At 71.0% G+C, this 19734-nt stretch carries 22 protein-coding genes; 11 read left to right on the top strand and 11 right to left on the bottom strand.

Annotated features, from left to right (window positions below; genetic code table 11):
• Positions 1–19 precede the first annotated feature (19 nt).
• Both CCN37_RS19340 and CCN37_RS19345 read right to left on the bottom strand, forming a co-directional pair.
• A complete protein-coding gene (locus CCN37_RS19340) occupies positions 20–1303 on the bottom strand; it encodes an FAD-binding oxidoreductase (protein WP_086822839.1) in 1284 nt (427 codons plus the stop codon).
• Between the two features lie 105 nt (positions 1304–1408).
• Positions 1409–2944, bottom strand: a complete 1536-nt coding sequence (locus tag CCN37_RS19345; RefSeq protein WP_086822947.1) for a CdaR family transcriptional regulator — start codon at positions 2942–2944, stop codon at positions 1409–1411.
• 62 nt (positions 2945–3006) lie between these two features.
• Between CCN37_RS19345 and CCN37_RS19350 the strand changes: the two genes are divergently transcribed.
• Complete coding sequence (locus CCN37_RS19350; RefSeq protein WP_086822843.1) at positions 3007–3327, top strand: DUF3099 domain-containing protein; 321 nt, start codon at positions 3007–3009, stop codon at positions 3325–3327.
• Between the two features lie 284 nt (positions 3328–3611).
• Here the strand turns inward: CCN37_RS19350 and CCN37_RS19355 are convergent, their stop codons facing one another.
• Positions 3612–4499 carry a carbohydrate kinase family protein gene (locus CCN37_RS19355; protein ID WP_086822846.1) on the bottom strand — a complete coding sequence of 296 codons (888 nt, stop codon included), beginning with the start codon at positions 4497–4499 and terminating at the stop codon, positions 3612–3614.
• Positions 4496–5419: a pseudouridine-5'-phosphate glycosidase gene (locus CCN37_RS19360; protein WP_086822849.1), complete on the bottom strand. Its 924-nt coding sequence runs from the start codon at positions 5417–5419 to the stop codon at positions 4496–4498. Before CCN37_RS19360 ends, CCN37_RS19355 begins: the two co-directional genes overlap by 4 nt.
• A 64-nt stretch (positions 5420–5483) precedes the next feature.
• Here CCN37_RS19360 and CCN37_RS19365 point away from each other — a divergent pair, with 64 nt between their 5' ends.
• Positions 5484–5747 carry a DUF3039 domain-containing protein gene (locus CCN37_RS19365; protein ID WP_086822852.1) on the top strand — a complete coding sequence of 88 codons (264 nt, stop codon included), beginning with the start codon at positions 5484–5486 and terminating at the stop codon, positions 5745–5747.
• A 93-nt stretch (positions 5748–5840) separates the two neighbouring features.
• On the opposite strand, the gene CCN37_RS19370 is transcribed toward CCN37_RS19365, so the two are convergent.
• Both CCN37_RS19370 and CCN37_RS19375 read right to left on the bottom strand, forming a co-directional pair.
• Positions 5841–6257 carry a hypothetical protein gene (locus CCN37_RS19370; RefSeq protein WP_246843146.1) on the bottom strand — a complete coding sequence of 139 codons (417 nt, stop codon included), beginning with the start codon at positions 6255–6257 and terminating at the stop codon, positions 5841–5843.
• A 24-nt stretch (positions 6258–6281) separates the two neighbouring features.
• Entirely contained in the window at positions 6282–6809 is a 528-nt protein-coding gene (locus CCN37_RS19375) for a GNAT family N-acetyltransferase (RefSeq protein WP_086822857.1), read from the bottom strand.
• Between the two features lie 126 nt (positions 6810–6935).
• Here CCN37_RS19375 and hisS point away from each other — a divergent pair, with 126 nt between their 5' ends.
• Positions 6936–8207, top strand: coding sequence for a histidine--tRNA ligase (gene hisS / locus CCN37_RS19380; protein WP_086822860.1), 1272 nt, complete (start codon positions 6936–6938; stop codon positions 8205–8207).
• 5 nt (positions 8208–8212) lie between these two features.
• Here hisS and CCN37_RS19385 read toward each other — a convergent pair whose 3' ends face one another.
• Complete coding sequence (locus CCN37_RS19385; RefSeq protein ID WP_086822864.1) at positions 8213–9157, bottom strand: hypothetical protein; 945 nt, start codon at positions 9155–9157, stop codon at positions 8213–8215.
• An 89-nt stretch (positions 9158–9246) separates the two neighbouring features.
• Here CCN37_RS19385 and CCN37_RS19390 point away from each other — a divergent pair, with 89 nt between their 5' ends.
• From CCN37_RS19390 to CCN37_RS19405, 5 genes are read left to right on the top strand one after another with little or no spacing between them, the layout of a single operon-like run.
• The gene (locus tag CCN37_RS19390) at positions 9247–9552 is read left to right on the top strand and encodes a hypothetical protein (protein ID WP_086822867.1); all 306 of its coding nucleotides are present in this window, start codon (positions 9247–9249) and stop codon (positions 9550–9552) included.
• Positions 9552–10187, top strand: coding sequence for a nucleotidyltransferase family protein (locus tag CCN37_RS19395; protein ID WP_246843147.1), 636 nt, complete (start codon positions 9552–9554; stop codon positions 10185–10187). The genes CCN37_RS19390 and CCN37_RS19395 overlap by 1 nt, the downstream gene beginning before the upstream one ends.
• Complete coding sequence (locus tag CCN37_RS41580; protein ID WP_246843148.1) at positions 10126–10386, top strand: BON domain-containing protein; 261 nt, start codon at positions 10126–10128, stop codon at positions 10384–10386. The genes CCN37_RS19395 and CCN37_RS41580 overlap by 62 nt, the downstream gene beginning before the upstream one ends.
• The gene (locus CCN37_RS19400; protein WP_086822869.1) at positions 10383–11120 is read left to right on the top strand and encodes a metallophosphoesterase; all 738 of its coding nucleotides are present in this window, start codon (positions 10383–10385) and stop codon (positions 11118–11120) included. Before CCN37_RS41580 ends, CCN37_RS19400 begins: the two co-directional genes overlap by 4 nt.
• Positions 11120–11992: an alpha/beta fold hydrolase gene (locus CCN37_RS19405; RefSeq protein WP_086822872.1), complete on the top strand. Its 873-nt coding sequence runs from the start codon at positions 11120–11122 to the stop codon at positions 11990–11992. Before CCN37_RS19400 ends, CCN37_RS19405 begins: the two co-directional genes overlap by 1 nt.
• Before the next feature lie 48 nt (positions 11993–12040).
• On the opposite strand, the gene CCN37_RS19410 is transcribed toward CCN37_RS19405, so the two are convergent.
• Together CCN37_RS19410 and CCN37_RS39990 are read right to left on the bottom strand one after the other, a co-directional pair.
• Positions 12041–14374 carry a bifunctional SulP family inorganic anion transporter/carbonic anhydrase gene (locus tag CCN37_RS19410; protein ID WP_086822875.1) on the bottom strand — a complete coding sequence of 778 codons (2334 nt, stop codon included), beginning with the start codon at positions 14372–14374 and terminating at the stop codon, positions 12041–12043.
• Between the two features lie 139 nt (positions 14375–14513).
• Positions 14514–14681 carry a hypothetical protein gene (locus CCN37_RS39990; RefSeq protein WP_168200745.1) on the bottom strand — a complete coding sequence of 56 codons (168 nt, stop codon included), beginning with the start codon at positions 14679–14681 and terminating at the stop codon, positions 14514–14516.
• Positions 14682–15036: 355 nt separating this feature from the next.
• On the opposite strand from CCN37_RS39990, the gene CCN37_RS19415 reads away from it, so the two are divergent.
• Positions 15037–15705 carry a DedA family protein gene (locus CCN37_RS19415; protein ID WP_086822878.1) on the top strand — a complete coding sequence of 223 codons (669 nt, stop codon included), beginning with the start codon at positions 15037–15039 and terminating at the stop codon, positions 15703–15705.
• A 111-nt stretch (positions 15706–15816) separates the two neighbouring features.
• Here CCN37_RS19415 and CCN37_RS19420 read toward each other — a convergent pair whose 3' ends face one another.
• Positions 15817–16197 carry a hypothetical protein gene (locus CCN37_RS19420; protein WP_143261683.1) on the bottom strand — a complete coding sequence of 127 codons (381 nt, stop codon included), beginning with the start codon at positions 16195–16197 and terminating at the stop codon, positions 15817–15819.
• Positions 16198–16293: 96 nt separating this feature from the next.
• Here CCN37_RS19420 and CCN37_RS19425 point away from each other — a divergent pair, with 96 nt between their 5' ends.
• Both CCN37_RS19425 and CCN37_RS19430 read left to right on the top strand, forming a co-directional pair.
• Positions 16294–17553: a helix-turn-helix transcriptional regulator gene (locus CCN37_RS19425; protein ID WP_168200746.1), complete on the top strand. Its 1260-nt coding sequence runs from the start codon at positions 16294–16296 to the stop codon at positions 17551–17553.
• Positions 17554–18030: 477 nt separating this feature from the next.
• Entirely contained in the window at positions 18031–18816 is a 786-nt protein-coding gene (locus CCN37_RS19430) for a response regulator transcription factor (protein ID WP_086822887.1), read from the top strand.
• A 215-nt stretch (positions 18817–19031) separates the two neighbouring features.
• Here CCN37_RS19430 and CCN37_RS19435 read toward each other — a convergent pair whose 3' ends face one another.
• Complete coding sequence (locus tag CCN37_RS19435) at positions 19032–19613, bottom strand: pyridoxamine 5'-phosphate oxidase family protein (RefSeq protein WP_086822890.1); 582 nt, start codon at positions 19611–19613, stop codon at positions 19032–19034.
• Between the last annotated feature and the right edge of the window lie 121 nt (positions 19614–19734).

The following is a 19734-nucleotide window of genomic DNA, read 5'->3' on the forward strand; positions in this document are numbered from 1 at the left end:
TTCGGCCTGACCCCTGCCGTCAGGCCGAACGGCGCACGAGGGAGCGGAGGCCGCCCCGGTGCGGGTTGAAGGGGTGCAGCGCGGCCGGCGCCTTGCCGGTCACCATCTGCTCGGCGAGCAGCTGACCGGTCAGCGGGCCCAGGGTCACGCCCCACATGCCGTGCCCACCGGCGACGTACACGCCGGGCACCTTGGTCTCACCGATGAGCGGGAGGCCGTCCGGGGTGACCGGGCGCGGGCCGACCCAGGTCTCCGCCTGCTCGGTCCAGTCGACGCCGGTGAGCAGCTTGCGGGCGGAGTTGACGATCGAGGTCACGCGGCGCGGGTCCAGCGGGGCGTCGGCGTGGCGGAACTCCATGGTCCCGGCCACCCGCAGCCGCCCCTGGTACGGCGTGCAGGCCACGCGCACGGCCGGGAAGTACACCGGGCACGGCACGTCCTCGGTCACCGGCACGCTGAAGGAGTAGCCGCGGCCCGCGCGCACCGGCATCTTCACGCCGAGCGGCTTGGCCAGCTCGTCCAGCCAGGAACCGGTCGCCAGCACCACGGTGTCGGCGTGCACGGGGTCCCCGGCGTAGGCCTCGACGGTGACGCCCTTCGGGCCGTGCCGCAGGGTGCGGGCGGTGAAGCCGGTGCGGATCTCGCCGCCGCGCTCGCGCACTGCGTCGGCAAGCGCCTGGGTGAAGGCGCCCGGGTCGATGTAGCGCTGGCCGTCCAGCCGCAGCGCCAGCTCCACGTTGCCGCTGACCTGCGGGACCGCCTTGCGCACCTCGGCGCCGGAGAGTTCGGTGAAGTTGATCTCCTGGCCCGCCTGGTTGATCAGCTCCAGCTCGTGGCGCAGGTCGGCGGCCTGCTCGGCGCGCTCGAAGGCGGCCATGATCGGCGCGTCCACGGTCTTGGCGGCGACACCGTTGTTGGTGAGCACGTCGAAGGCGTCCAGCGCGCCCGCGTTGACCGGCAGGTAGTGCCGCATCGCCTTGCGCCACTGGGGCATCGTGCAGTGCGCGGCGAAGCGGGTGAGGAACGCCCACAGCTTCGGGTCCGGCTTGGTGGGCACGTACAGCGGCGCGTCCGGGTCCATCAGCGAGCGGAAGCCGTAGCGCAGCACGCTCGGCTCCGGCAGCGGGATCGCCAGGCCGGGGGAGATCCAGCCGGCGTTGCCCCACGACGCGCCCGCGCCGACCTCGGAGCGCTCGACGACGGTCACCTCGACGCCGTGCTCCTGGAGGAACCAGGCGACGGAGAGGCCGACGATGCCTCCGCCGACGACGACGGCGGTGCGCGGCTGTCCAGCTGCGGTCACGGTGGCCTCCCTCACGTGTTCTGGCCCGATGGCAGAAACTATGAGCTGGGAAAACACCGAAGACACTGGCACGTCCGGACAAATATCGGCGCCCGGTTTGTGCTCTCAGAACAACGTCGTCGCGGTGAGCGCGATGGCCAGCGCGAGCCGCTGTTCGGGGTCGTCCAGCCGCACGGTGGTCAGCTGTTCGATCTTGCGCAGCCGGTAGCGCAGGGTGTTCGGGTGCACCGCCAAGCGCTGCGCAGCCGCCCGCGCGTCGCCCTGCGCGGCCAGCCACGCCCGCAGCGTCTCGGCGTAGGCGGTGCCGTGCTCCTCGTCCTGCCGCAGCAGCTCCGCGACCGGCCCACGGCTGGGCAACCGCCCTGCCTCCGCCACCGCCGCCAAGCGCATCAGCAGCACCTGGGACCACGCTTCGTCGTAGGAGACCGCGGTGCCGGGAGTGGGCAGAACCGTTGACACCGCAAGGCATTCGTCGGCTTCGTGGCGGCTCGACGGCAGCTCTGCCGTGGTCGCGGCGCCGCCGATGCCCGCGTGCAGCACCACCTCGGACGGCAGCTCCGAAGCGAGCGCGCGCACCCAATCCCGCGCTGTGTCGGTGTTCTCGCCGCACGGCAGCACCGTGTAGAGCACGTTGCCCAGCAGCGCGCTCCGGCCGGGCCGAGACCACCCGAAGCCAGCCGTGGCGCGCTCGAAGGCCAGCAACGCGGCTCCGTGCTCTGCCTCCCCGGCGTCCGCGCGCAGGGCGATCACGCGCAGCCCCGCTGTCGGCAACCCCAGCCGCGCGAGCACCGCGGGCGCGTCCGCGTCGCCCTCCACCAGGCGCAGCACCAGATCGCTCTCGCCGCGCCGCTCCAGGTCCGAGCTGGCGCGCGCCCGCAGCAGGTGCAGCGCCGCGGTCCTGGCGCCGTCCACCAGCCCGGCCATCCGCTGCGGCGAGATCGGCGGCTCGGCCTCCACCCACACCGACCCCAGCAGCTCGCGCCCCGCGCGGATCGCCACGACGAGGCGAGCGCCCAGGCTCGGGATCAGCGACGGCACCACCAACGGCTCGTCGGAGACCGCGAGGTGCTTGAAAACTCCCTGCTCCCGCAAGGCTTCGAGGACGTCGGGCGGCACGCGGCGGCCCAGGATCGTCTGAATCCGCGCCGCGTCAACGGCTTCCTGGCGACCCGAGTACGCCAGCACGCGCGACTGCTGGTCCTCGATCGTCACCGCGCCGCCCACCACCGCCGCGATCGCGTCCGCCACCGCGAACAGGTCCCCGGGGTGCTCGCGGCTCGCCGAGGTCCCGCCGAGCACCAAGGTGTGCACGACGCCCGCGAGATGGCTCCACGGCACGCCGGGGTCCACCAGCAGCACCGCGACCCCCGCCTTGCGCGCCGCGGCCGAGATCCGTTCGTCCAGCGGCTGGCGCCCGTGCAGCACGAGCACCGCCGCGTTCGTCGTGCCGATCAACCGCACCGCCGCCGCGACCGTCTTCGTACCCAAACCGAGCAGCACGTCGCTCGGTGCCGTGGGGTACTCCTCCGTGGGGTCGTGCAGCGCGACCCCGCGCAGGTCGACGTCCCGGCCCCGGGGCGCCGCGCACAACACGGCCCCGACTCCACCGAGCACGTCGACGAGGCGATCCAGGGCGACCATCACGACCCCTCGTTGTGTTCACATCGCGCGGACGGTGGAAGTATGGGGTGTGGAGGTGGGACGTGAACGGTTCCCAACGGGACGACACCCCGGTCCTGATCACCGAGGCCGCTCCTTCGTACGAAGATCAGTACGCCGCTCGCAAGCGGAAGTACCTGCTCATGATGTCCATGCGCATCCCGTGCCTGATCCTGGCCGGGGTCTTCTACCAGACCTGGTGGCTCGCGCTGGCGTTCGTGGTGATCTCCGTGCCGCTGCCGTGGATGGCCGTGCTCATGGCCAACGACCGCCCACCGCGCAAGGCCGAGGAGCCCAACCGCTACCGCGCGCCCTCACGCACCCGCCAGATCGAATCCCGCGAACACCCCGTCATCGACGCCTGACCCCTCGCGCTCCGCTCCACGCTCAAGCCCTGAACGACCCGTTTGCACACTTGAACGCACCAAACGACCCGTTCAGCGCGTCCAGCGCACCAAACGACCCGTTCAGGGTTTAAGCGGTGCCTGGCGGACGTGGGGACCGCGTGTCACCGCACTCCGCGTCACCGCACTCCGCGTCACCGCACTCCGCCCGCTCGCCCCGCGCTCCGCTCTAGGTAACCGCGTTTTGGCAACAACTTGCGCGGGAGAGCGCTCCCGAATCGCATCGCGTTGCCAAAACGCTCGGGTCAGGAGCGGAGGGGCTGAGCGCCGACGTGCTGGACGGCGGTGGCGCCGGCGCGGACCCCGGCCAGGAGGAAGTCCTCGGGCGGGTGGCCGGAGAGCCAGCCGCTGAGCAGGCCCGCGTCGAAGGCGTCGCCGGCGCCGGTGGTGTCGACGCACTCCACGCGGGGTGACTCGACGGAGACGATCCGCTCGGCCTCCACCCACGAAGCCCCGTCGCCACCGGCGGTCACGGCGATCGCTCCGACGACGCCGAGGAGCTCGCGCGCGGCCTCGGGCTCCTTCGAGCCGGTGAGCGCGACGAGCTCTTCGGTGTTGGGCAGCAACAGGTCCACGCCGCGGATGTCCTCCACGAACGCCTCGACACCGCCCGCGACGATCAGCGCGGCGGCCTGCGGGTCGACGGAGGTGGTCTTGCCCGCCTCCCTGGCGACGCGCAGCGCGGCCAGCCCGGCATCCCGCGACGACGGGTCGAGCAGCACGTAGCCGGACAGGTGCAGGTGATCCACCTCGGCCAGCAAGGCGGGGTCGAGGTCGTCCGGGGACAGCCGAGCGTTGGCGCCGCGGTCGGGCAGCATCGTCCGCTGGCCGTCGTCGTCGACGAGCACCACTACGCAGCAGGTGTTCGCCACGGGATCGAGGGTGAACGCGCAGCGCACGCCGACCGCGTTCAGCTCAGCGGTCACCTGCCGCCCGGCCGCGTCGGCGCCCACACGGCCGACGAGCACGACCTCGGCACCGCAGTGCGCCAGCCACGCGGCGGTGTTCGCGCCCGCGCCGCCGGGCTGCAAGGTCACGGTGGAGCGCACGTCACCGCCGTGCACGACCGGCCCGTGGTGCCTGGCGACGACGTCGAGCCCGGCGTCGCCGACGACGAGAACCCTCGGTGTCATGCCCGCTCCGCCAGCGCGACCGCGACCTCGGCGGCGACGCGCACGTTCGACTTCACCAGCTCGACGTTGGCGGTGAGGCTGACGCCCTCGCTCGCGGTGTGGAAGTGCTCCAGCAGCACCGGCGTGACGTCCTTGCCGCGCACGTCCTCGCGCTCCAGCTTCGCCAGCCCGCTCGCGAGCAGTCGGTCGTGCAGGTCGAGGTCCATCTCGTGCTCGACCGGGATCGGGTTCACCAGCAGCACGCCCGCGCGGCCCGGCACGTGCGCCCGGTGGGCGGCGATCGCGGCGGCGGCCTGCTCGGCGCCGTCCACCCGCCACGGCACGTCCAGCCCGGAGTCGCGCAGGTAGAAGCCGGGGAAGCGGTCGGTGCCGTAGCCGAGCACCGGAACCGAGCTGGTCTCCAGCAGCTCCAGGGTGGCGGGCACGTCCAAGATCGACTTCACGCCGGAGCACACCACGGTCACCGGCGTCTCGGCCAGCACCGCGAGGTCGGCGGAGACGTCCCAGGTGTCCCGCGCGCCCCGGTGCACGCCGCCGAGACCGCCGGTGCCGAACACCCCGATGCCCGCCGCGTCGGCGATCGCCGCGGTGCTCGCCACGGTGGTCGCACCGTCCACACCCAGCGCGAACGCCGGTCCGAGGTCGCGCCGTGAAAGCTTGACGAGCTTGTTCGCTGGATCGCACACGCGCTGCAGCTCCGCGTCGGTCAGCCCGACGACCGCCGCTCCGTCCAGCACGGCGATCGTGGCCGGGACCGCGCCGCGCTCGCGCACGATGCGCTCCAGTTCACGCCCGGCGGCCAGGTTGGCCGGGGCGGGCAGGCCGTGCGAGAGCAGCGTGCTCTCCAGCGCGACCACCGCGCGCCCCTCCGCGAGCGCGCCCGCGACCTCTTCGCCCACCCGGAGCTGGCTCTGCGCCACCTGCGATCTCCTCAGTCTCAAGCGTCCGAACTTGCTGTCCGGTTGACATCATCGGTGAGGCATCATGGTGTACGTGAGCTTGACGCAGACGCTGCCGGACACCGGAACGCGCCCCGAGAGCACCGACCAGTCGGGCGATGACGCCCCGAAGATGTTCCACTACGTGCGGAAAGCCAAGATCGCCGAGAGCGCGGTCATGGGCACCCACGTGGTGGCGCTGTGCGGTGAGGTGTTTCCCGTCACGCGCTCCGCGAAGCCGGGTTCGCCCGTGTGCCCTGAGTGCAAGAAGGTCTACGAGTCGCTCCGCCCCGGCGGCGACGACGACTAGACCCGGCCCCGGGTTTCCCGTTTCGTACTCCTAGCGGTTGAGGGGAGCGCTCTCTTTCCCGCTAGGAGTACGAAACGGGTGGTGGTGCGCGCGCTACTGCGCGGGCAGGCGGCGGGCCTCGCCGACGGCGCAGGTGATCGCGCCCTTGATCGGAGTGCCGCCCGGAATCCGCTCGGTGACCGTCTTGCCCGGCTCGATGCGGTTCTTCACGAAGCGCGCGTCGCTGACCGGCTTGCCGTCCGGGCCGCTGATGTCGATGCCGACGACGTACTTGGCCGCCTCGGACGAGCTGTTGGTGACCTCGATGGTCACGTCCTGCGTCCACGCGTTCGGCGTGCACGAGGTGATCTTCACGTCGCCCTTGACGTCCACGCCCGCCTTGGCCTTCGACGTGGGGGCCGCCGAGGTCGCAGCGGGGGGAGGTGGCGCGTCAGCGGTCTGCGCCTTGTCCCCGCAGCCGGTCAGCAGCAGCGCGGTGGTGGGCACGAGGATCAGGAGTCGCTTGAACACGGCGCACATCCTGGCACCACCCGTTCAGCCGCGGAGATCGCCCTCCAAGAGGCCCATCATCACCATGTCGTGCCACTGGCCGTCGCGGCGGAAGGACTCGCGCTGGCGGCCCTCCTCGACGAAGCCGACCTTCTCGTAGACCCGCCGAGCCGCCGCGTTGTCCGCGACCACCCACAGCGTGATCCGGTGCAGCCGCATCTTCTCGAAGCCGAACCGGCAGGCCGTGCGCACGGTGTCGGTGGCGTAACCGCTGCCCCAGCGGTCCTTCTCGCCGATGTAGATGTCCAGCTCCGCGTGCCCGGTCTCCGGCTGCGCGTCCCGCAGCACCACCACGCCGATGAGCTTGCCGTCCTCCAGCGCCTCCACGGCGAGCCGGGACTTCTCGTAGGAGTTGGGCTTCCAGTCCGCCATCCGCTTCTGGAGATCGGCGAGCGAGTCGGGGTAGCCGTCCTCCATCCAGCGCATGACCTCGGCGTCGTGGTTCCAGCGCCACAGCGCCTCGGCCTCGGACGGTTCGAACGCGCGCAGCCTGACCAGCTCTCCAGTGGGCATGCCCGGGTTCCTACCAGGCGCCGCACGGGTGCGCCCAGCGAGTTTCCGCGCGGCAAACCTGATCGCGGGGCCGAACGGGCGCCGGGTAGTTTGAGCCGGTCACGGCACTTCTAGAAGAGGACAACGGTGAAGATCGACAACAGCCCCGCGAGGGGCACCCGAGACCTGCTCCCGGCGACCGTCGCCCGGCGCGATCACGTTCTCGCGGCGATTGTCGAGGTCTACCACCGCTTCGGCTACCAGCGGATCGAGACGCCCGCGCTGGAGAACCTGGACCGGCTCACCTCCGGCCAGGGCGGGGAGAACGAGAAGCTGCTCTTCAAGATCATGCGCAGGGGCCTTCCGGACGAGCCCGAGCCCGGCACGCGCACCTCGGAGCTGGCCGACCTGGCACTGCGCTACGACCTCACCGTGCCGCTGACCCGGTTCTACGGCGCCAACCACGCGACGCTGCCGTCGCCGTTCCGCAGCCTGCAGTACGGCCCGGTCTGGCGCGCGGAGCGGCCGCAGAAGGGGCGTTACCGCCAGTTCGTGCAGTGCGACATCGACATGATCGGTGAGGAGTCGGTGCTCGCCGAGGCCGAGCTGATCGAAGCCACCACGCAGGCGCTGGCCGCCGTCGGCCTGACCGGGGCGACCGTCCGCGTCTCCGACCGCCGCTTCGTCGCCGCGCTCGCCCAGGCCGCCGGGCTGGACGAGGCGGTCTGGCCCGCGTTCTTCATCGGCCTGGACAAGCTCGACAAGATCGGTTGGGACGGCGTCCGCACGGAGCTGGAGACCAAGGGGCTGCCCGCTGACAAGGTCGGCGACGCCCTTGAGCGCATCCAGAAGCTGCGCGAGCTGCCCGCGACCTCCATCGCCGATGCGCTGGCCGACGCCGTGCCCACGCTGGCCGAGGACGTCATCGCCGACCTGGCCACGACCACCGCGAGCCTGGCCGAGTCCAGCGCGGTCAGCTGGGAGTTCGACCCGACGCTGGTCAGGGGCATGGGCTACTACACCGGCCAGATCTTCGAGGTCATGCACCCCGGGATGAACTCCTCCATCGCCGGTGGCGGCCGCTACGACCAGCTCATCGGCCGCAGCCTCGGCAAGGACGTGCCCGCCTGCGGGTTCAGCATCGGCTTCGAGCGGATCGTGGACCTGCTCGGCGACGCCCCGGCCAAGGACTCGGTCGCGGTGCTCTTCGAGAAGGACGTTCCGGCGGCGCGCGCGATGGCCGTGGCGCGCGAGCTGCGCCAGGAAGGCCGCACCGCCACCGTGCTCGGGCGGCGCGGCAAGTTCGGCGCGCAGCTCGGCAGGCTGGAGGAGTGGGGCTTCACGTCCTTCGTCCACCTCCGCGCCGACGCCGACCCGGCCGCCCCGCTCGACGAACGCCCCCTCGGCGCACGTTCCTGAGGCGGTCAGGGGCGGAGCAACGCGCCGACGCCTTCGAGGAGGTCGGGGTCGGCGGTCACCAGGTGCAGTGCGGCGCCGGAGGCCACGGCCGCCATGACCAGGGCGGAGTCCGCGCGTTCGCGGGCCAGGTGCGGCACGCCGAGCGCGCGCAGCTCCGCCTCGTCCACGGCGATCTGGGTCGGTTCCGCGCCGATCCAGATCGTCCGGTCCGCCGTGGCGTCACCGTCGAGCAGCACGGTGTCGGCGCGGCCCTCGCGCAGCGCTGAGACGACCGCGCGGAGTCCTCGCGCCACGTCGATTCCGCCTCGGCCCAGCGCCACGCGGAAGCGGTCAGCGGCGTTGTGCCCCAACGCGTCCGCCCGCTGAGCGATCAGCTTGTGCACGGCTCCGTCCACAGTGGACCAATCGGCGTCCGGGAGCTCTTCCGCGATGGCGGCGGAGTTCTCCGGCAACGCCATGCGCACTGCCGTCCTGGCCTGGACCTCCCCGGTCAGGACGAGCAGGCGCGCGCTGAGCCGCCGCGCCATGCGGTCAGCCGATTCGGCGAGCGCGACCGCGTTGTCCTGCTTGATCTTCTCCACCAGGGTGCCGTCGCTGTCGAAGCCGAGGACTTCGTCACCGAAGACGACCACGTGCGGCAGGTCGGCGTCGGCCCGCGCCAGCAGTGGCGTCAGGTAGGGCAACGCCGACCACCGAGCCAACGGCTGGGCGGGCGGTTCAGGCAAACGCCGGTCCAGCAGCACCTCGCCCGCTGACGCGATGAGCGCGCGTCCAGCTCCGTCCAGCTCGTCCGCCAGCGCATTGTCCACACTGGACAGTGTGCGCGCGTCGGCACCCTGTTCGGCCAGCGTGGCGCGCACGTCGGCCCAATGCGGCTCCGCGCCGTCCAGGTACACCGACACGAACGGACCGGGCACGGCGACCAGCCCGCGTAACTGCGTCAGATCCATGTCCGCCCACCTCCACCAGTCGGGCTACCCGCCTCCGCCGCCGGTCACACCGGTGGTTGGCCGCCGGGCTGCTGGGTAGCCCGAAGGTCATGAGCACGCCAAGGGAAGAGGTCTCCGAGGACCTGGACGAGGACCGCATCGGCGTGGACCCGGTCCAGGAGGGCGTTGACGCGCCCGACAGCTGGAGCGGCGTCGACCAGCACGGCACCACCCCGAACGAGCAGCGCGAGGGCGAGCCGCTGGACGAACGCCTCGCGGAGGAGAACCCCGACGTCGAGCCGGAAGCGGTGCCGGAGCGCCCGCGCGCGGCGACCCCGGACAGCGAGCTGGACGAGACGATCGACGACGACCCACCAGCCGAGGAAATGCCCGAGCCGCAAGAGGAAACGGGCTGATGGCCGACGACTTCAACCAGCTCGTCCGCACCGCGGTGCGGGTGGTGAGCGCGCTGCGCGAGGCCGAGGTGCCGTTCGCGCTGACCGGCGGCATCGCGGTCTGGGCGCGCGGCGGCCCCGAATCCGAGCACGACGTCGACGTGCTCGTGCGCGAGGAGGACAGCGCCCAGGCCGTTCGAGTGCTTGTCGCAGCAGGGATGCGCGCCGCCGAACCACCGGAGCAGTGGCTCACCAAGGTCTACGACCGCGACCACCTCGTGGACCTCATCCACGAGCCGGTGGAGTCGCCGGTGACGGCGGAAACCCTCGCCCGCGCCGAGTGGATGCGCGTGGGCTCGGTGCAGGCACCGGTCGCCCCGGCGACGGACCTGGTGGTGGACAAGATGCTTGTGCTGGACGAGCACCGCTGCGACTTCGCGGTCCTGCTACCGATCCTGCGCGCGCTCAGAGAACAGCTCGACTGGGCCGAAGTGGCGCGCAGAACGGCGAACTCGCCATACGCGGAGGCGTTGTTGCTGGTGGCGCACCGGCTCGGCATCACGACACTCGCACAGCAATCAGGGAGGCAAGCCCATGACACCGGACCAGGAGCCGCCGCAGTACGCGGTGGCCCGCCTGCGTCGCGCGCTGGCTGAGGACCCCAGGACCGCCGAACAGGGCGTTCGCGTCGACCTGCGCGGCGAGCAGGTCTACCTCAGCGGTGACGTCGCGAGCGAGGAGCGCAAGCACCAGCTCGACGCGGTCGTGCACGACATCGCCGCGAATCTCAAGGTGCACAACGACGTCCACGTGGTCGAGGCGCAGGCCCCGGTCGGACGGGAGGAGCTGCGATGATCAGGATCGCCGCCGTCGGGGACGTGCACCTCGCACCGGACGCCAGCGGCCACCTCCGCCCCGCGCTGGAGGAGCTGGGCGACTGCGCGGATCTGCTGCTGCTCGCGGGCGACCTCACCAAGCACGGCACGGTGGAAGAGGCCGAGGTCGTCGCGCGCGAGTTCGGCGGCCTCGCCGTCCCGGTGGTCGCGGTGCTCGGAAACCACGACCACCACAGCGATCTGGGCGACGAACTGTCCACTGTGCTCAGTGACGCCGGGATCACCGTGTTGGAGGGTAACGGGATCGTGCTGGACGTCAGCGGCACCAAGGTCGGCGTTGCAGGCGTCAAGGGCTTTGGCGGGGGCTTCGCGGGCAAGTGCGCGAGCGCCTTCGGCGAGCGGGAGATGAAGGCGTTCGTCAACCACACCGCCGAGGTCTCCGACCAGCTCGGCAAGGCACTCGACGGACTCGATGCTGACGTCCGCGTCGCGCTGACCCACTACGCGCCGGTCAAGGAGACCCTGCGTGGAGAGCCGCTGGAGATCTACCCGTTCCTCGGCTCCTACCTGCTGGCCGAGGCGATCGACAAGGCGCACGCCGACATCGCCTTCCACGGTCACGCCCACGCGGGCACGGAGCACGGAATGACCGCTGGCGGGGTCCGCGTGCGCAACGTCGCCCAGCCGGTGATCCGCTCCGCTTACAAGGTCTACTGCCTGGAGCCCGCCGAGCTGCACCAGGCTGTCAGCTGATGTTCGAGGGCTTCGAGCTGGAGCAGATCGACATCGGCGACATTCGGCTGAGCGTCCGGCACGGTGGTTCCGGGCCGCCGATCTTGTTGCTGCACGGGCATCCCAGGACGCACACGACGTGGCACCGGGTCGCGCCGTTGCTCGCGCGGGAGCACTCCGTGGTGTGCCCGGACATGCGCGGCTACGGCCAGTCCGCCAAGCCGTCGACCCGGCCCGACCACAGCCAGCAGTCCAAGCGAACCGTGGCGAACGACTGCGTGCAGCTCATGGAAGCATTGGGGCACAAAGAGTTCGCGGTGGTCGGCCACGATCGTGGCGGCTACGTCGCACATCGCCTCGCCGCTGACCACCCGGATCGCGTGACCGCGCTGATCGCGCTCGACGTGGTCCCGATCGGTGAAGCGCTCGCTCGCTGCGACGCGCGGTTCGCCGCGAGCTGGTGGCACTGGTTCTTCCTCGGGCAGGAGACCGACCTGCCGGAGCGCGTGATCAACGCCGATCCCGTCTCCTGGTACCGCGCCCGCTACGGCGATCGCGCGGAAGCCATGGGGGAGGAGAACTTCGCGGACTTCCAGCTCGCGATCAACGACCCGGCGACCGTGCACGCGATGTGCGAGGACTACCGCGCTGGGCTCGGTGTCGACCGCATCGCCGACGACGCCGACCGCGCCGCTGGGCGGAAGGTCCGTTGCCCGACGCTCGTGCTCTGGGCCGAGGACGACGACCTGGCGGAGCTGTACGGCGACGTGGTCGACGCATGGCGCGGCTGGGCCGAGAACGTCGAAGGGGGCTCGATCCCCGGCGGTCACCACATGTCCGAGGACTCACCGGACGAGCTTGCCGCGCGAGTTCGAGCTTTCCTTTCCCGGTAAGCGAAAAGGCCCCCTCCGCGAAGGAGGGGGCCGATTCGGTTCGAGGGGTCAGAGCACGGTTGCGGGGTCCACAGGGGACAGTCGTCCGGTCTGCGGGTCCACCACGTGCACGCGGGCGTCGGAGATGTCGAAGTACAGCCCGACCAGCGTCAGCCTGCCCTCCTCCACCGCCTCGCGCACCGACGGGTAGGTCATCAGGTTGTCCAGCTGCTGCACCACGTTGAGCACGCTCAGCCGGTCCGCCGGAGCCATGTCGTCGTCGTGGTCGTCGCCCTCGCAGGCGTGGTAGCGGGCCAGGCTCGGCTCCGCGTGCCGCAACCAGGCCGCCAGGTGCGTGCCCTCGCGGACCCCGCCGTGCAGCGACGCCTTCATCGCGCCGCAGTGCGAGTGCCCGCACACCACGATGTTGGGCACCTCCAGCGCTTCGACGGCGAACTCGATCGAGGCGCCGACCGAGGAGCCGGTGCTCGGGGCATCGTTGCGCGGCACCAGGTTTCCGACGTTGCGGGTGGTGAACAGGTCGCCGGGACCACTGCTCGTGATCATGTTGGGCACCACCCGCGAGTCGGCGCAGGTGACGAAGAACTGGCTGGGCTTCTGCCCCCGCTCGGCCAGCTCCGACAGGAACGGCCGCACCAGCGGAGCCGACCTGCGCTGGTACTCGTGCATGCCGAGCATCATCGGGTCGGCACCGGGACGCGGCTCCGGGATGACCGTGCCCGCCTCGGGTTCAGTGCCTTCGGCGTGCATGTTCTGCCAGTACGACCACGGGGCGAACCACCTCGGCAGCTGACCCGGGAGGCTCTTGTTCTGCTCCGGCTTGCCCAGGTGGGCGCGCTGGTACCAGGTGTCGTGCACCTCGTCGACGCGCACGGTCCCGCCGGTCCGCTCGTAGCCGGAGCGCCAGTCGTGGATCGCCTCGTAGCCCGCGTGGTCCATGAAGTCCACGTGCAGCTCCAGCACGACCTGCTTGCCCTCGGGAACCCGGCGCAGCTCGTTGACCAGCTTCGCCACCCCGAGGAAGATCAGCGACCCGCTCACGACGACCCGCCACTGGTCGGCGGAGTCCTCGGCGACCTCCACGGTCGCCCTGGTCAGCCGCCACAGCGCCAGCAGCAGCGCAACGGCGATGCCCAGCAGCACGCCCTTGACCAGGTCCAGGAACACGACGCCGGCGAAGGTGACCACGTACACCGGGAACTCGCGGTGCTTCCACAGCTCCCGCATGTGCGCGAGGCTGACCAGGCGGATGCCGGTGAGCACCAGCACCGCGGCCAGCGCGGCCATCGGGATCAGCTCCAGGGTGCTGCCGAGGAACAGCACGAACAGCGCGATCCAGACGCCGTGCAGGATCGCCGAGGCCCGGGTCTTGGCGCCGGCGGCGACGTTGGTGGAGCTGCGGACGATCACGCCGGTGACCGGGAGACCGCCCAGCGCGCCGGAAGCCATGTTGGCCGCGCCCTGCGCGACCAGTTCCTTGTCCAGGTTGGCCCTCGGGCCGGTGTGCAGCTTGTCGACGGCGACCGCCGACAGCAGCGACTCGACGCTGGCCACCGCGGCGATGGTGAACGCCGCGACGAGGATGCCGCCGAAGTTGCCGGACGGGAGCGTGGGCAGGGTGATGCCGGAGAGCACGTTCTCCGGCAGGTCCACCCTGGGGACGGTGAGGCCGAAGCCGATGGACACCGCGGTGGCGACCGCGACCGCGACGAGGGGCGCGGGGATCAGCGACACCTTGGGAATCCTCGGCCAGACCAGCAGCACGGCGAAGGTCACGATGCCGATGCCGAAGGCCGCGTCGTGGTGGCCGACGACCTGGCCGGGCAGGTCGCGCAGGTTGGCCAGCACCGAGCTCTGCGGCTGACCGCCGAGCACGACGTGGATCTGGCTCAGCGCGATCACCGCGCCGATGCCCGCGAGCATCCCGTGCACCACGGCGGGGGACAGCGACAGGGCGGCCCTGCCCATCCGCGTGATGCCCAGGACGAGCTGGATGGCTCCGCCGAGCAGGGTGATGAACGTGGTCGCGGCCCAGCCGTACTCGGCGATCATGCCCGCGACGATCACGGTCAGACCGGCCGCGGGGCCGCTGACCTGCAGCGGAGCGCCCGCGAGGGCACCAGCCACCACGGCGCCGACCACGGCGGCGATCAGTCCGGAGATCATCGGGGCGCCGGAGGCGGCCGCGATGCCCAACGACAGCGGGATGGCGATCAGCATGACCACCAGCGAGGCGGGCAGGTCGCGCCGCAGCACCGTGGACAGCGTCGACGGCTGGCCGCTCTCCCCTGCGGACTCCTTCCCGGCGGGCTCGGCGGAGCCGGGCGGGCCCGTGCTGGCGTGCTCCCCTTCCGGGGCGGTCGCGCGGCGGGTGTTGATCATGGTTGTCGTGCCTCCAGGACGGTGCCCCGGGCGGGCTGCCCGGAACAGGGGTGTGCGAAGCGGACAGGCCTCGTCGCGGTTCGCGCGGCGGGTCCTGCCAGCGGGGTACCCGGCACGGGGCCGGGCGCGGTGTGTGGGGTTACCCGATGTGGGTGAAGGCGGCCCGGTACGGGCTCGCGGCTAACGAACGGGGCGTCCGGCCGGTCTCCGGCGGCCACAGGCGTGCGTCGTTCGTCGTGTCGGCATGGTCGGCGCTGAAGGCGTCGAGCACTGGCTCGGCTTCGGCGCGGTACCGGGTCGTTGCCATGACGGCTCCTCCTGGCCCTACCCGCGTCGGGAGTCAGTCGTGTCACGTTCGCTGAGCGAGGTCGAGATGTGACCTGCGTCCTAATAATCAGTACCGAAAACGATCTCCGGGGAGCAAGTTCGCACGTTCGTGAACGTGAATTCAGCCTCCCAGGGGAGTAGGTCGCGACCGGCACGTGCCGATCGTGCCCCGCTCATATCCCCCCAAACGTCGATCTTCGGACGGAACGGACATTACCCCCCAATACCGATTCGCCGCCATGATCGCCCGGATAGGGTAGGCGGCCGGGCCGCTGGGGGCAGTTGATCACGGCCCGTGCACCCGATCCCGCACACGCACTGGGGGAAGAAGACCCGTGGGACTGATCAGTGACGGCCTGGAGTCCATCGCCGGGCTCCCGCAACCGCTCGTACTCGCCGCCGCCGCGGCCTTCACCTTCGGCGAGACCACCATCGGCCTGGGCCTCATCGTGCCCGGTGAGGTGGGTCTGCTGGTCGCCGCGAGCACCGTCAAGGCGCTCGGCACCGGCATCGTCATGTGGGCCGTGGTCACCCTCGCCGCCGTGGCGGGCGACTCCGTCGGCTACCTGGTCGGCAGGCGCTTCGGCGGCAGGCTCAGGGAGACCCGGCTGATCAAGAAGATGGGGCAGGAGAACTGGGACAAGGCCACCGCGCTCATCCGCCGCCGCGGCGCGTGGGCGGTGTTCTTCGCCAGGTGGCTGCCCGTCGTCCGCTCGCTCACCCCGGCCGCGGCGGGCACCGCGGGCCTTGCCTACCCGAAGCTGCTGATCGCCTCCGTCTGCGGCGCCGCGCCGTGGGCCGCGCTGCACGTCACCATCGCCGCCATGGCCGGTGAGGCGGCCAAGCAGATCGAGTCCAAGCTCAGCACCGCCAGCTACTTCCTGCTCGGCGGTCTCGTCGTCGCCGTCGTGGTGTTCCTGCTGGTCCGCAAGAGCAAGGCGAAGAAGAAGGCCGTCGCCGCGCTCCCGCCCGAGGACGAGAAGCAGCTGGAGCAGGCGCTGTAGATCGCGCTTCCTTCGACGGGAGCCGAAGTCCCGGACATGACAAAGGACGGGGTGCCGCCCTCGCAGGCACCCCGTCCTTCATGTCATGTCAGCGCTAGTCGTCCCCGGCGGTCAGGGATCGGGCCACTCGACGCCCGGGCCGAGCGGCGGGAGAGCGCCGTTGACGCGGACGATGCCGGAAGTGCCCGGCCACTCGATGCCGCCCACGCTGCCCGGGTCCTTGGCGAGCTGCGCGCCCACAGGCTGGCAGAAGCCAGGCCACGCGACGTCACCGCAGCTCGCGGGCATGCTCGCCGTCAGATCGGTGGCGATGGCCTTCGGGTTCGGCGGCTGGCAGAGCGGCCACTCGATGCCACAGGGCTTGCGCCCGGGGTCCGCCTGCACCTGCTGCGTCTCGGCCGCAAGCGTCGAAACGGTATCGGTGGATTGAACGCCACTGTCTAGCGGTGAAAGAATTCCCGCGTACAGTGTCATCAGAAAGGCAACAAGCATGCCTGCCTCCTTGAGTAGCTACCTGTCATGACATCTGCCGATCGAGTCAGTACCGAACGCGAGCTGCCCGCCACGTTCGGAGACCGACTGCGTGCCTTGCGTGTTTCCCGAGGTCTGACGCAGCGCGACCTCGCCGGTGAGGGACTGTCGAGCAGCTACCTGTCCCGCCTGGAATCGGGGCAACGTACCCCCACGCCGAAGGTGGTGGAACAGCTCGCCGCCAGGTTGGGGGTGCCGACCGAGTCCTTCGCCGGGCTCGACAACGGCACCCGCGTCAGCGGTGGTGAGTTCATGGTGGGCTACGCCCGCGTGATGGACCTGCTCTTGGAGGGCAGGCCGGACGCCGCGCTGGAGGTGCTGGACGCGCTGCGGGAACACGTCCGCGACCCGCAGGATCGCTGGTTCTGCGAGTACGTCGCCGCTTCCTGCGCCGGCAAGCTCGGCCGCACCCAGGACGTCGCCGGCCGCCTCGAGGCGATCGAGCCGATGTACCGGGGACTGCCCGCGGCCGCCAAGGTCGTCAGCGAGACCCTCAACGCCGCCGCGTTGCGCAACCTCGGCCGCTTCCGCGAGGCCGCCGAACTGGCCCAGCGGGCACTGCTGGAGGCGGAGGGCCTCGCCAACGCCGACTTCGCGCCGGGTGAGGCGTGGCCGCTGCGCCTGCGCGCCTCGGTCTCCCTGGCGTCCTCGCTCGCTGAGGCTCGCCGGATCGACGAGGCGCTGCGCGTGTGCGCCCGAGGCATCGAGCTGGTCAACGCCGGGCCGCAGGACGTCCCGGACTGGCGCAGCCGCTCCACGTTCGCCGAGGCCGCGGTCACCATGCACTGGACCTACGCCGGCGCGCTGACCCGCGCGGGCTTCCTCGACAAGGCCGCCGAGCAGATCCAGGCCGCGCTCGCGCACCCGGCGGAGACCATCGGCGCCGACCTGTGGTGCCGCGTCCGGCTGACCACCGTCTACATGGTGCTGAACTTCGACCTGCCGCTGCCGGTCTCCGCCGAGTCCCTGCTCGAGGAGGTCACGCAGCTGCGCCGGGCCGCCAACAGCCAGGTCGACTCGCAGGTGGCGCTCATGCGCTCGGCCGTCGCGGTTCGCGCTGGGCAACCGGAAAGCGCTCTCGATCACGCGGAGAGCGCGCTGGCCGGACCGCTGGACACCGCGGACCAGATGCGCGCCCTGATGACGGTGGTGCGGCTGAGCGCTCAGCTCGGCCGGGAGGAGCGGCGGCTCAGCGCGCTGGACGAGCTGCTGCAGCACCTGGACTCGGCCGATCCGGACGAGGTGCGCCCGGCGCTGCTCAAAGAGGTCGCCTCGTTGTCCGTGCAGACCCTGCGCGATCAGCGCGCACGCGCGTAGCCGGCGCTCCCCTGCCCCTGGGGAGACCGGCTCGCCGTCCCGCGAGCCGCCCGCTCGCCTGTCACGCACTGTCATGGTTGACCCTGACTGAGTGGCTACGAAGGTAGGTCCGTCGCGCCATGGTGCTGCCCTTTTCCCGTGGTGCTCACCCACGGTGTTCAACGGCAGAAGGGTAAAAGGGCGAGCCTGGCCCGTCAACGTGACTCGGCGGTCTGGGACGGGTTGTCAACAGTTTGACAAACGGCCGCGCGGCGTACTCTGGCCGAAGGACACGCTTCCGGGCTACTCCGGCCGGACCTACTTGCAGGTTAACGGCGCGTTGCCGGGGAGTCGGGCGCTGCCCATCTCGATGACAGGCGTGTTGACTGACGGACGCCTACTTAAGTAGGATCGGGTTGTCAGAAGTTGTCAACACTCGCGGCAAAGTGGGATGCCAAGTTGGCAGCTCTGTCCCGGGGGCCAGTCGAAAGGTCTGTCATGTCGCTGCACACTCCGCCGCCTGACCTGCGTCCACGCGATCACGCGTGCACCTGTTCGCGTGAGGAAACACAGGACACCAGACTGCGCGTGCTCGCCGTCGACCGTCACCCGGTCGTGGCTGAGGGCCTGCGCGCCTGCTTCACCAGGCACCCCGACTTCACCTTCGTCGGCGCCGTCGGTGGCGGTGCCCGCGTCGTCGACCAGGTCTGCGCCGCCCGCCCGGACGTCGTCCTGGTGGACATCGACCTCGGCGAGGTCGACGGCATCGAGGTGATCAAGGCGGTGCTGCGCACCCGCCTGCCCGTCGTCGTTGTCGTCTTCTCCGACAACCAGGCGCGGGCCGGGGCGGCGCTGGAGGCGGGCGCGATGGGCTTCGTGCTCAAGACCGCCGCGCCGGAGGAGCTGATCTCCGCTGTCCGCCAGGCCCGCAGCGGGGTCGCGGCCATGCCGTCGCAGCTGCTGCCGGTGCCCGGCAGGATGCCGAGGCTGCGCAGGCAGGAGAGCCGTTCGGTGCTCTCCGGCCGCGAGCTGGACGTGCTGCGCCTGGTCGCCGAGGGGCTGACCAACGCCGAGATCGGCCGCAGGCTCTTCGTCGCCGAGACCACCGTCAAGACCCACCTGCAGCGGGTCTTCTCCAAGCTGCACGTCAGCGACCGGGCGGCGGCCGTTGCCAACGCCCTGTCCAACGGACTGCTCATCCCGGGGCCCGAGGGCTTCGGCGGCGGTCTGCGCGTCCTCGACGCCGAGCCCGTGATGACCGGCGCGCGCCGGTCGGCGAGCTAGGCCGAGCCCGAGCACCAGTCCGGACCGGCTTCGGGGGTCGGCCCGGACCTGCCAGTCGGGGCGATCCGGCCCACGACCCTGCACCGGCTGGGCGACCAGCCGGAGTGGCGCCGGTGGGGACCTGGGTCGGTGGTGACAATCTCCAGTCACCACCGACCCAGGTCCGTCTCCACCTCACCCGCCCGCCTCGCGTGACAACACGTGTCAAACAGGGGTCAAGCGGTGCGCGGGGGCAGGGGGAGCGGTAGTGCGGGCAGGCCGTCGATGCTGGAGCCGTTGAACTCCTTGCTCGCGCAGTAGTCCGCGAACTCCTCGTCGGTCTTGCGGCCGAAGTAGCGCGCGTGCAGGTCGCGGTCCTCGCGATAGTCCATGAACGGCACGGCGTAGCCGCAGGTGTCGGTGATCCGCTCGGCGCTGATCACGATGATCGCCCGGACGGCGGGGCCGTCGGCCTCGGCGAAGCGCGGGATCAGCTCGGCGAAGCGCGGATCGTCGCGCAGCACCACGGCACCGGTCCCGTGCACGCGGACGATGGCGGGCGGCCCTTCGAAAGCGCACCACATCACGGTGATCCGCTTGTTCTCGCGCACGTGCGCGATGGTCTCGGCGTGGCTGCCGCCGAAGTCCAGGTACGCGACGGTCATCTCGTCCAGCACGGCGAGCGAGCTGGAACGGCCCTTGGGCGAGAGGTTGACGTGCCCGTCCTCGGACAGCGGCGCGGTCGCGACGAAGAACAGGGGCTGGCGCTCGATGAACTCGCGCAGTCGGCTGTCGATCGCGGGGTAGCTCTTTCCCATGTGCCCGAGTGTGCACTCGATTTTCCCGAAGGGTCGTCAGATTGTTGACAGCTCACACCCGGATGCGAGAAGTTCGGCAGTGCCCTGCATCACACCGCTCACCGCTCACTGGCTGGACCGG

It is taken from the genome of Allokutzneria sp. NRRL B-24872 (assembly GCF_002155965.1).
GTDB lineage: Bacteria > Actinomycetota > Actinomycetes > Mycobacteriales > Pseudonocardiaceae > Allokutzneria.